8 protein-coding genes are annotated in these 12601 nt (G+C 58.1%); all 8 read right to left on the bottom strand.

Annotation, left to right across the window (positions count from 1 at the left end):
• Positions 1–96: 96 nt before the first annotated feature.
• The 8 genes from rpsG to rplK all read right to left on the bottom strand — a co-directional run bounded on the left by rpsG (position 97) and on the right by rplK (position 12552).
• The gene (rpsG, locus tag JK213_RS08750; RefSeq protein WP_011251968.1) at positions 97–573 is read right to left on the bottom strand and encodes a 30S ribosomal protein S7; all 477 of its coding nucleotides are present in this window, start codon (positions 571–573) and stop codon (positions 97–99) included.
• A gap of 12 nt (positions 574–585) precedes the next feature.
• Positions 586–957 carry a 30S ribosomal protein S12 gene (rpsL, locus tag JK213_RS08745; protein ID WP_011251969.1) on the bottom strand — a complete coding sequence of 124 codons (372 nt, stop codon included), beginning with the start codon at positions 955–957 and terminating at the stop codon, positions 586–588.
• Positions 958–1334: 377 nt separating this feature from the next.
• The gene (gene rpoC / locus JK213_RS08740; RefSeq protein ID WP_194262295.1) at positions 1335–5654 is read right to left on the bottom strand and encodes a DNA-directed RNA polymerase subunit beta'; all 4320 of its coding nucleotides are present in this window, start codon (positions 5652–5654) and stop codon (positions 1335–1337) included.
• Between the two features lie 80 nt (positions 5655–5734).
• Positions 5735–9907 carry a DNA-directed RNA polymerase subunit beta gene (gene rpoB / locus JK213_RS08735; RefSeq protein WP_194262415.1) on the bottom strand — a complete coding sequence of 1391 codons (4173 nt, stop codon included), beginning with the start codon at positions 9905–9907 and terminating at the stop codon, positions 5735–5737.
• Positions 9908–10147: 240 nt separating this feature from the next.
• The gene (gene rplL, locus JK213_RS08730; protein ID WP_099286921.1) at positions 10148–10522 is read right to left on the bottom strand and encodes a 50S ribosomal protein L7/L12; all 375 of its coding nucleotides are present in this window, start codon (positions 10520–10522) and stop codon (positions 10148–10150) included.
• Between the two features lie 67 nt (positions 10523–10589).
• A complete protein-coding gene (gene rplJ / locus JK213_RS08725; protein WP_099286922.1) occupies positions 10590–11114 on the bottom strand; it encodes a 50S ribosomal protein L10 in 525 nt (174 codons plus the stop codon).
• Between the two features lie 306 nt (positions 11115–11420).
• A complete protein-coding gene (gene rplA, locus JK213_RS08720; protein WP_062110027.1) occupies positions 11421–12113 on the bottom strand; it encodes a 50S ribosomal protein L1 in 693 nt (230 codons plus the stop codon).
• A gap of 4 nt (positions 12114–12117) precedes the next feature.
• Entirely contained in the window at positions 12118–12552 is a 435-nt protein-coding gene (rplK, locus tag JK213_RS08715; protein ID WP_099286923.1) for a 50S ribosomal protein L11, read from the bottom strand.
• Positions 12553–12601: the final 49 nt, after the last annotated feature.

Below are 12601 nucleotides of genomic sequence, written 5' to 3'. Positions count from 1 at the left end.
GCTCCACCTGGAACGGGAGTAAGACTGAAAGTTCAAACCGGTCAGTGTACGATCCCGAGATCGTGACACTGCCGGAAGCCCTTTAACCGGTTCTGATTACCAGCGATAGTGGCTGAATGCCTTGTTGGCTTCAGCCATACGGTGCGTGTCTTCGCGCTTCTTGACAGCGGAGCCACGATTGTTGACCGCATCCATCAGTTCGTTGGACAGACGCTCCTGCATCGTGTTCTCGCCACGCTTGCGGGAGGCGTCGATCAGCCAGCGGATCGCGAGGGCCTGACGACGCTCGGCGCGGACTTCAACCGGAACCTGATAGGTTGCGCCACCGACGCGACGCGAACGGACTTCAACCGCAGGCTTCACGTTGTCCAGAGCCGAGTGGAACATGGCCACCGGATCTGCAGTCGTGCCGCCGCGACGGCGCATGACTTCGAGCGCACCGTAAACGATGCCCTCGGCAGTGGATTTCTTACCATCGTACATCAGCGCATTCATGAAGCGCGTAATGACGACGTCTCCGAACTTCGGATCGGGAAGGATCTCGCGCTTTACAGCGCGGTGACGGCGACTCATTCCAAATACCTCTTACTTCGGACGCTTCGCGCCATACAGCGAACGACGCTGACGACGCTTGGCGAGACCCTGTGTATCAAGCACACCACGCAGGATGTGATAACGGACGCCAGGAAGATCCTTCACGCGGCCACCACGGATCAGAACAACGCTGTGTTCCTGAAGGTTATGACCTTCACCCGGAATGTAGCTCACGACCTCATACCCGTTGGTCAGACGCACCTTGGCGACCTTACGCAGAGCGGAGTTCGGCTTCTTCGGCGTTACGGTATACACACGCGTGCAAACGCCGCGCTTCTGCGGGCAGCCCTGCAGTGCGGGGACCTTGTTCCGCTTTGCGGCCGGCTCACGGCCGTTCGCGATCAACTGGTTGATGGTCGGCATGCGCCCTTCCCAATCCTTGTCCTATTTCAGACAGCAACATTGCTGTTCCTGTCGTGACATTTGTTCCAACCGACATGCGGTAGGACCGCCTGCCATTTCCACATCGTGAAAAGGAAACAGCCTGAACTGTTCCCTTCTCTCTCCAGCGTGCGGCCTTGGCATTTTTCCCGAAGGGAAATTAGCGGCACCGCATGCGATTCTTTAAACTTCGTCGGCTTTTTCAGCCTTCCGAGAAGGCATGTGCCGAGGGCGCGGAACCTACGAAGGGTTCGACGCCAAGTCAAGTGGTTCAGCTGAAATGGCCCGATTCTGCACTGAAAGTTTCCAGAATCGGGACGCGATGATCCCCGCCTTCTTTAAAAGCGGGGATCCCGTTTTCATTCCGCTGCGTCTTCGACAGCTGCCTGCGACGTTCCACCAACACGCTGACGGTCCTGAGTGGCCGCGATACCCCGCAGACGGTTCATCACACTGCCCGTTCCTGCCGGGATCAGACGTCCGACAATCACGTTCTCCTTGAGACCGTTGAGGGTGTCGACCTTGCCCGACGTTGCAGCATCCGTGAGGACGCGTGTCGTCTCCTGGAAGGAGGCCGCAGAGATGAAGGACTGAGTCTGCAGCGAGGCCTTTGTGATGCCCTGCAGAACCGGCATGGCCTTCGCAGGTGTATCCCCGTTCTCAAGCAGACGCTGGTTTTCACCTTCGTACTCGATACGATCCACCGTCTCGCCGATCAGATAGGTCGAATCACCCGGCTCGAGGATTTCTACCTTCTGCAGCATCTGGCGAACAATGACTTCGATATGTTTGTCATTGATCTTCACGCCCTGCAGTCGATAGACGTCCTGGATCTCGTTGACGAGATAGTCGGACAGGGCCTCGACACCCATGACCTTGAGAATGTCATGCGGCACGCGCGGACCGTCGACCAGCGGATCGCCCTTCTGGACGAAGTCGCCTTCCTGAACGGAAACGTGCTTGCCCTTCGGGATCAGGTACTGCGTCTCCTCACCTGTGTCGTCGTTCTTGACGATGACACAACGCTTGGACTTGTAGTCCTTGCCGAATTCAATACGTCCCTCGCCTTCGGCGATGATCGCATGATCCTTCGGACGACGCGCTTCGAACAGTTCGGCCACACGCGGCAGACCACCTGTAATGTCACGCGTCTTGGACCCCTCGCGAGGAATACGGGCCAACACGTCACCAGCATTGACCTCTGCTCCGTTCTCCACCGACAGAATACTGTCCGGCGAGAGGAAGTAGCGGGCATCGTTGCCGTTGGCGAGCTTGACGACGTTTCCAGAAGCATCCTTGAGCTGCAGACGCGGACGCAGGTCCACACCCTTTGCTGCCTGCTTGTAGTCAACGACGACCTTCGAACTGAGACCCGTGACTTCATCCATACGCTCGACAAGCGTGATGCTGTCGATCAGGTCGAGATACTCGACCGTACCAGCCTGCTCGGTGATGATCGGCAGGGTGTACGGGTCCCACTCGGCCATCTTCTGGGTCCGCGTCACCGCTTCGCCTTCCGAGACCATCAGACGCGCACCGTAAGGCACACGATAGCGGGCACGCTCCACACCGTTCTCGTCGGTCAGCAGGATTTCGCAGTTACGCGACATCACAACCAGAACCTTCTGCGAGTTCTCGACGACGTTCCGGTTCTTGATCGTCACGATACCATCGCGGGAGGCTTCAACCATCGACTGCTCAGCGCCACGCGTTGCTGCACCACCAATATGGAAGGTACGCATCGTCAGCTGGGTGCCCGGCTCACCGATGGACTGTGCAGCGATAACGCCGACAGCTTCACCGATATTGACCGGCGTACCGCGCGCCAGATCGCGACCGTAGCAGTGGCCACAGATTCCGACGCGGCTGTCGCAGGTCAGAACGGAGCGGATATCAACGCTCTCCACGCCCGCCTTCTCGATGAGTTCAGCTTCAGCTTCCTCAATCAGCGTGTTACGCGGCAGGATGACATCCTGCGTGACCGGGTGCAGCACATCCTTGGACAGGGTACGGCCCAGAATACGCTCGGACAGTGAGGAAACAACCTCGCCGCTATCCATGACAGCGCGAACCGTCAGACCGCGTTCCGTACCGCAATCCGGCTCGACGATGATGCAGTCCTGTGCCACGTCAACCAGACGACGGGTCAGGTAACCCGAGTTCGCCGTCTTCAGCGCCGTATCCGCAAGACCCTTACGGGCACCGTGGCTGGACGTGAAGTAATCGAGAACCGAGAGACCTTCTTTAAAGTTCGCGATAATCGGCTGCTCGATAATCTCGCCCGAAGGCTTCACCATCAGGCCGCGCATACCGGCGAGCTGCTTCATCTGGGCCGGCGACCCACGGGCACCGGAGTGGCTCATCATCCAGACCGAGTTCGTCGGCTTGCCAATGACCTGCTTGGAGATCTCCTTGAGCATCGCAGCCTGGACTTCGTCCGTGCAGCGTGACCAGGCATCGACCACCTTGTTGTAGCGCTCGCCAGCCGTGATCAGACCGTCCTGATACTGCTGTTCGAACTCCTTGACTTCTTCCGACGTCTTGCCGACCAGCGTTGCCTTGGCATCCGGAATGATCATGTCATCCTTGCCGAAGGAAATACCGGCGCGAGCAGCGTGACGGAAACCAAGCCCCATCAGACGGTCGCAGAAAATCACCGCTTCCTTCTGACCACAGTGACGATAGACCGTGTCGATCACGTCGGACACGTTCTTCTTCGTCAGCTGCTTGTTGATCAGGCTGAACGGGATGGCCTGATGCTTCGGCAGGATCTGCGCGATCAGGGCGCGACCCGGCGTCGTGACGATCGTCTGACGAACGGACTTGCCGTCAGCGTCAATCGTCGCCAGACGCAGACGGATCTTGTCATGCAGCTTGAGCGAGCCGGAAAGCATGGCGCTTTCGATTTCGGCAACATCCGAATAAGCCGGCGGAGCAGCCGTGACGACCTTACCATCCTTGATGACGGCATCATCCGGCGTCTCGCGGTATTCCGGAACCTCAAGGCTCAGGTAATACAGGCCCAGAACGATATCCTGAGACGGCACGATGATCGGCTTGCCGTTCGCGGGGCTAAGGATGTTGTTCGTGGACATCATCAGGACGCGAGCTTCAAGCTGAGCTTCAAGCGACAGCGGCACATGAACGGCCATCTGATCGCCGTCGAAGTCGGCGTTGAACGCAGTGCAGACCAGCGGATGAAGCTGGATGGCCTTGCCTTCGATCAGCGTCGGCTCGAACGCCTGAATACCCAGACGATGAAGCGTCGGCGCACGGTTCAGCATGACCGGATGCTCGCGGATCACTTCTTCGAGGATATCCCAGACTTCCGGGCGCTCTTTTTCCACCATGCGCTTTGCAGCCTTAATGGTGGTGGCGTGACCATACTTCTCAAGCTTCGAATAGATGAACGGCTTGAAGAGTTCGAGCGCCATCTTCTTCGGAAGACCACACTGATGCAGCTTCAGTTCCGGGCCGACCACGATAACCGAACGACCGGAATAATCGACGCGCTTTCCGAGCAGGTTCTGACGGAAACGTCCCTGCTTGCCCTTCAGCATGTCGGACAGCGACTTCAGCGGACGCTTGTTGGCACCCGTGATGGCGCGGCCACGCCGTCCGTTATCGAACAGGGCGTCGACAGCTTCCTGCAGCATGCGCTTTTCATTACGGACAATGATGTCCGGCGCACGCAGTTCGATCAGCCGCTTCAGACGGTTGTTACGGTTGATGACGCGACGGTACAGATCGTTCAGATCGGACGTTGCGAAACGGCCACCATCGAGCGGCACCAGCGGACGCAGTTCCGGCGGAATGACCGGCACGATGTCCATGATCATCCAGTCCGGACGCGAACCGCTTTCCACGAAGGCTTCGACCAGCTTCAGGCGCTTGACGAGCTTTTTACGGGCAGCTTCCGAAGTGGCCTTGCGCAACTTTTTGCGCATCATGGTCTTTTCGGAATCGCCTTCCATGACTTCAGCATCATAGTCGAACGGATCCGGAAGGCCCTTCTCCTTTGCCGCAAGACTCAGGTCGCGTTCCTGATCGTTCGGAATACCCCAGTCGTAGCTGGAGAGCGCGCGCTTGATGGCTTCCGCACCGATTCCGACGTCAATGCCTGCATCGGGATATTCATCCAGCAGGTCTTCGCAGCGGATTTCGTCCAGCAGATACTGGTCGCGCTTCTTGCCGTTCTTATAAGAGTCGATCTGATCGGATTCACAGACGCCCTTATCGAGAATTAGGAACTTCTCGAAATACAGAACCGGCTCGACGTCCTTGAGCGGCAGATCCAGCATGGTCGCGATACGGCTCGGCAGCGACTTCAGGAACCAGATATGTGCGACAGGCGATGCCAGCTCGATATGGCCCATGCGCTCGCGACGCACCTTGGCCAGCGTAACTTCAACGCCGCATTTTTCGCAGACAATACCGCGGAACTTCATCCGCTTGTACTTGCCGCAAAGGCACTCGTAATCCTTGATCGGGCCAAAGATACGCGCACAGAACAGGCCGTCACGCTCGGGCTTGAACGTCCGGTAGTTAATGGTCTCCGGCTTCTTGATTTCGCCGTAAGACCAAGAGCGCACCTGCTCGCTGGATGCGAGCTGGATCTTGATCTGGTCGAAGGTCACCGATTGGCCGGTCTGACCCAGAATCTTCATGAGTTCGTTCATGCGCCGAAACCCCAATGTGTCCCGCGGCGTACCGCGGACACTTTAAAAATGAACCGTAGCGAGAAGGAGGGAGCGGGCAATTAAAGCCCGCTCTGCTCGAGTTCGACATTCAGGCCGAGAGACTTCAGTTCCTTGATCAGAACGTTGAAGCTCTCCGGAATACCGGCTTCGAAATCGTCCTGTTCGCGAACGATTGCCTCGTAGACCTTGGTACGGCCGGATACGTCATCCGACTTCACCGTCAGCATTTCCTGCAGCGTGTAGGCTGCACCATATGCTTCAAGGGCCCACACTTCCATTTCACCAAAGCGCTGACCACCGAACTGCGCCTTACCACCCAGCGGCTGCTGCGTAACAAGCGAGTAAGGACCGATCGAACGGGCATGGATCTTGTCGTCGACAAGGTGATGCAGCTTCAGCATGTAGATGTAGCCGACCGTCGTCTGACGTTCGAACAGCTCACCCGTACGACCATCAATCAGCTGCGACTGTCCGGACTTGTTGACACCTGCCTTCTCGAGCATCTCTTCGATGTCGGGAATGGAAGCGCCATCAAACACCGGCGTGGCGATCGGAAGACCCTTGCGAAGGTTGTTCGCAAGTTCGATCAGCTGTTCGTTCGGCAAGGTCGTGATGTCGTCATTATAGACCACATCGCCATAGACCTCACGCAGACGGTCGAGCAGCTCCTGCTTGCGCTCACCAGTACGCTGATACTCGTCAACCATGTCGCCGATGCTTGCGCCGATATTGGCACAGGCCCAGCCCAGATGGGTTTCAAGGATCTGACCGATGTTCATGCGCGACGGCACACCCAGCGGGTTCAGAACAATATCAACGGCCTGACCGTTTTCAAGGAACGGCATGTCTTCGACGGGAACAACGCGGGAAACGACACCCTTGTTACCGTGACGACCGGCCATCTTGTCACCCGGCTGAAGCTTGCGCTTCACGGCAACGAAGACCTTGACCATTTTCATCACACCAGGCGGCAGCTCGTCACCGCGCTGCAGCTTCTCGACCTTGCTGTCGAAACGCGCATCGATCCGGCGGGTCGCTTCCTTGAACTCACCACGAAGCTTTTCAAGCTCCGCCATGACGTCGTCGGACGTAACCGTAATGCTGGCCCAGGTCGCGCGATGATGCTCGTCCAGAACCTCTTCCGTGATCGGCGTGCCCGAACGGAGGCCCTTGAAGCCGGCACCAGCCGTCTGGCCCACCAGACGCTCACGGAGACGGTTATAGAAGCTGCGCTCCTGAATGCCGCGTTCGTCATCACGATCCTTCGTGAGACGCTCGATCTCGGCACGCTCGATCGCCATGGCGCGCTCGTCCTTGTCCACGCCACGGCGGGAGAAGACACGAACGTCAACGATCGTGCCGGTCGTACCGGGCGGCAGCTTCAGGGACGTGTCACGAACATCGGAAGCCTTTTCACCGAAGATGGCGCGCAGAAGCTTTTCTTCCGGCGTCATCGGGCTTTCACCCTTCGGCGTCACCTTTCCAACGAGAATGTCACCCGGATTCACTTCCGCGCCGACATACACAATACCGGCCTCGTCGAGGTTGCGCAGAGCTTCCTCGCCGACATTCGGAATGTCGCGCGTGATTTCTTCCTGACCCAGCTTCGTATCACGGGCCATGACTTCGAATTCTTCGATATGGATCGAAGTGAAGACGTCATCACGGGCGATACGCTCGGAGATCAGAATGGAATCTTCGAAGTTGTAACCATTCCAGGGCATGAACGCGACGAGCACGTTACGACCCAGCGCCAGTTCACCAAGCTCGGTGGACGGACCATCAGCAATGATGTCGCCAGCATGAACCGTATCACCAACCTTCACCAGCGGGCGCTGGTTGATGCAGGTGGACTGGTTGGAACGCATGTACTTGCGCAGACGATAGATATCGACACCCTGCGTGGCACCTGCTTCGTCCGTGGCACGAACAACGATACGGGCACCATCGATCTGGTCGATCACACCGCGACGCTTGGCAACGATGGTCGCACCAGAATCGTGTGCAACCGCAGCTTCCATACCCGTACCGACTAGGGGGGCGTCAGCCTTCACCAGCGGCACAGCCTGACGCTGCATGTTCGCGCCCATCAGTGCACGGTTGGCGTCATCGTTCTCAAGGAACGGAATGAGCGCTGCAGCAACAGACACAAGCTGCTTCGGCGAAACGTCACACGCTGTAACCTGCTCCGGCGGAACGACGCGGAAGTCACCCGAGCGGCGAACAGAAACCAGTTCGTCCGTCAGACGGCCCTGATCGTCCTGCTTGGCATCGGCCTGGGCGACAACGAGCTTCTCTTCTTCCATGGCGGAAAGATATTTCCAGCCATCCTGAAGAACGCCTTCTTCTACCAGACGATACGGCGTCTCGATGAAGCCGTACTTGTTCACCTTGGCATAGGTCGACAGGGAGTTGATCAGACCGATGTTCGGGCCTTCCGGCGTCTCGATCGGGCAGATACGGCCGTAATGCGTCGGGTGAACGTCACGGACTTCGAAGCCTGCGCGCTCACGGGTCAGACCGCCCGGGCCAAGCGCCGAAAGACGACGCTTGTGCGTCACTTCGGAAAGCGGGTTCGTCTGATCCATGAACTGGCTGAGCTGGGAAGAGCCGAAGAACTCACGCACGGCAGCAGCAGCAGGCTTCGCGTTGATAAGGTCATGCGGCATGACCGTATCAATATCGACAGATCCCATACGTTCGCGAATGGCACGCTCCATGCGGAGCAGACCGACGCGATACTGGTTTTCCATCAGTTCGCCAACAGAGCGGACACGACGGTTACCGAGGTTATCGATATCGTCGATCTGGCCGCGGCCATCCTTCAGCTCGCACATGATCTTGATCGTGCGCAGAATATCTTCCTTGCGCAGGACACGCAGGGTATCGGGCGCATCGACATCAAGACGCATGTTCATCTTCACACGACCGACCGCGGAGAGATCGTAGCGGCCCTGATCGAAGAACAACCCACGGAACATGGCTTCAGCCGTTTCCTTGGTCGGCGGCTCACCGGGGCGCATGATACGATAGATATCGATCAGGGCTTCATCACGACAGCTGTTCTTGTCAGCAGACAGCGTGTTGCGAATCCAAGGACCGTGCGAACCATCAATGGACAGAAGCGGAAGCTCCGTGATGCCCATTTCTTCAAGCGCTGCCAGACGATCTTCGGTCAGTTCCTCACCCGCTTCACCGTAAATCTCACCTGTATTCTCGTTCACGAGATCATAGGCAAGGAAACGGCCAAGAATATCGAGACGACCAACCTGCACAACACGGGTCTTCTCGGCAATCTTGCGGACCATGCGTGCGGTCAGCTTCGCATCGGCTTCAGCAACCACCTCACCCGTATCGGCATCGACCAGCGGACTGAGCAGCTTCAGGCCGCGGAAGGCATCGGGGTCAAACGGGCGAGCCCACTCGCCACCCAGACGGGTGAACGGGACGGTCTGATAGAAATAAGACAGGATTTCATCCTGATCCATTCCACGGATATCGAGACCTTCGACATCACCGCCTTCGACGATCTTCTGCTCACGCTGCGCGAGGTAATTTGCACCTTCAAGCGCATAAAGAAGCGTCGTGACCGGCAGTTTGCGCTTACGGTCGATACGGACATAGATCAGATCCTTGGCATCGAATTCAAAGTCGAGCCAGGAACCACGATACGGAATGACACGGGCAGCGAAGAGATACTTGCCCGAAGAATGCGTCTTACCTTTGTCGTGATCGAAGAACACGCCCGGGCTACGATGCATCTGGGAGACAATGACACGCTCGGTACCATTGATGATGAAGGTGCCGTTATCGGTCATGAGCGGCATGTCGCCCATGTAAACCGGCTGTTCCTTCATATCGTGGATCGAGCGCGAACCGGTGTCCTCGTCGATATCCCACGTCGTCAGACGGAGAATGACCTTCAGCGGCGCTGCATAGGTCAGGCCACGCTGGATGCACTCTTCAACATCATATTTCGGATCTTCGAATTCGTAGGACATGAAGTCCAGACGGCCGCGACCCGCGAAATCGTTGATCGGAAACACCGAACGGAAGACTTCCTGAAGGCCGGCATCCTGCCGGCTGTCAGGGCTTACGTTCATTTGCAGGAATGCCTCATAGGAGGCGCGCTGCACGTCGATCAAATTGGGCATCGGCGCAATTTCGGGAATACGCCCGAAACTTTTGCGGATCCTTTTGCGTCCCGTGAACGATTTGGTGATCGCGTTCATCTCTTCTGCCCTCTGCACCAGACCTTCGAGTCGCCCGTAAACTGCGCTGGAGAACTGGCTCCTGCATTGCGGACGACCGGAACGACCGGCCATTATGAAATTTTCAGTACGTGGCGAGCCGCGTACTATACGCCTCTTCCGCTCCAACGGCAAATCGGGCGGGAACCGCATGCGATCCCCGCCCCATCTGTCTGCCAGGCAGTGGCTGCGACGCGAACGCCGCAACCCGAAATCAGTAGATTACTTGACTTCGACCTTGGCACCGGCGTCTTCAAGAGCCTTCTTGATCTTGGCAGCTTCGTCCTTGGACGCGCCTTCCTTGACGGTCTTCGGTGCGCCTTCGACCAGGTCCTTGGCTTCCTTCAGACCGAGGCCCGTGATGCCACGGACTTCCTTAATCACGTTGATCTTCTTGTCGCCGGCGTCAGCCAGGACAACCGTGAATTCGGTCTGCTCTTCAGCAGGTGCAGCAGCAGCGCCGCCAGCAGCAGCAGCAACTGCAACCGGAGCAGCAGCGGAAACGCCCCACTTTTCTTCGAGCAGCTTGGAGAGTTCTGCAGCTTCCAGAACGGTCAGAGCGGACAGCTCTTCAACAATCTTTGCCAGATCGGCCATGGTCTTATCCTAAATAGATGTACTGTTGATCAGGTTCAGGCCTACGCCGCAGCGCAGACCATCATTCTCAGGCGGCTTCTGCTTCGCCGGCCTTGGCATAGGCACCAAGAACACGAGCAAGCTGGCCAGCCGGCGCCTGGACAACGCCTGCGATACGCGTTGCGGGGGTATTGATCATACCCACCAGCTTCGCACGCAGCTCGTCCAGCGACGGCAGCTCGGCGAGGGCCTTGACTCCGTCGACGCCAAGCGTCTGGGAACCCAGGGCGCCACCAAGCACCACCAGTTTGTCATTCGTCTTGGCGAACTCGACGATCACCTTCGCCACCGATGCCGGGTCCTCGGACCACGCAAGCGCGGTCGGCCCCTTGAGCAGCGGCGCGATGCCGTCGAATTGGGTCCCATCCAGAGCGCGGCTGGCCAGCCGGTTCTTCGCAACCTTGTATGTCGCTCCTGCCGCACGAATGCGTCGACGCAGTTCCGTCACATCGGCAACCGTCAGACCCTTGTTCTGGGTGACGACAACCATGGACGTGCTGCCAAACACATCGGCGAGGAACTCAACAAAGGCCCGTTTTTCCGTACGGTCCAAAACCTGTCTCCTCGTCAGTCCGACTTGCGCCGGACCAGGTTACCCATGGAGTTGGTTCTTTCAAACCTTCTCCGCTCGCCTGTCCACAGAAGTGAGCGAACCCAGCACATCGCAGCAGAGCCACTGAAATACTGTCGCCCCGTCTGACGCCCGCGATTTCGAAAAATCCTTAAGGACCAGAAGGCCCACGTGCGGTCTTGGACAGGTTTGGAAACGACCCGCGAACAGGCCGCCCCTCAGCCATCACACCCGAAAGCGTGACGTCATTTCGTGGAGGTCTTTCCCAGAAGGAAGACCTCCTGTCAATCAGGCTTCGAAGCTCGAAACGTCAACGCGAACGCCCGGACCCATCGTGGAAGACAGAGCTGCCTTCTTCAGATATGTGCCCTTGGCACCCGTCGGACGAGCCTTCTGAACGGCATCGACCAGAGCGTTGATGTTCTCAACCAGCTTGGCTTCGTCGAAAGACGCCTTGCCAACACCTGCATGGATGATACCGGCCTTCTCGGCGCGGTATTCAACCTGACCGGACTTGGCTGCCGTGATGGCACCCTTAACGTCCATGGTCACCGTACCGAGACGCGGGTTCGGCATCAGACCACGCGGTCCGAGGATCTTACCCAGACGCCCCACGAGAGCCATCATGTCCGGCGTTGCAATGCAGCGATCGAAGTTGATTTCGCCAGCCTGGATTTTTTCAGCCAGATCTTCCGCACCAACGACTTCCGCACCAGCGGCGAGAGCTTCTTCAGCCTTCGGGCCACGGGCGAACACGCCAACGCGCAGGGTCTTGCCCGTGCCGTTCGGCAGGGAGATCAGACCACGGACCATCTGGTCGGCGTGACGCGGGTCGATGCCGAGGTTCAGCGAGATTTCGATCGTCTCGTCGAACTTTGCCTTGGCATTGCTCTTCACCAAAGCCACAGCCTCGGTCAGGCCGTACGGCTTGTTACGCTCGACAGTTGCCTGCGCGGCGTTCAGACGCTTGTTCTTGGCCATGAGATCAGCCCTCCACCACGTTCAGGCCCATCGACTTGGCGGAACCGGCGAGCATGCGCACGGCGCCATCAATGTCGTTGGCATTCATGTCCTTGAACTTCTCTGCTGCGATTTCGCGGAGCTGAGTTGTCGTCACGGAACCCACTGCAGCGGACTTGCCGACCGTCTGGCTGCCCTTGGAAATCTTGGCGGCCTTCAGGAGGAAGTACGTGTTCGGCGGCGTCTTCGTCACGAAGGAGAACGTGCGATCCGCATAGGCGGTGATGACTACCGGGATCGGCATGCCGGGCTCGAGCTGCTGGGTCTTGGCGTTGAACTCCTTGCAGAACTGCATGATGTTCAGGCCGCGCTGACCCAGAGCCGGACCAACCGGCGGAGAAGGATTGGCTTTACCAGCCGGGATCTGAAGCTTGATGTAGCCAACGATTTTTTTGGCCATATCCGGGACTCCCCTGTTTGTCGTTCCCGAACCGCGGTTCAACGGAGTC

Source organism: Gluconobacter sp. Dm-44 (assembly GCF_018256175.1).
Classification (GTDB): Bacteria; Pseudomonadota; Alphaproteobacteria; order Acetobacterales; family Acetobacteraceae; genus Gluconobacter; species Gluconobacter cadivus.
Note: the sequence above shows the minus strand (reverse complement) of the source record. Positions and strands in the feature narration are given on the sequence as shown.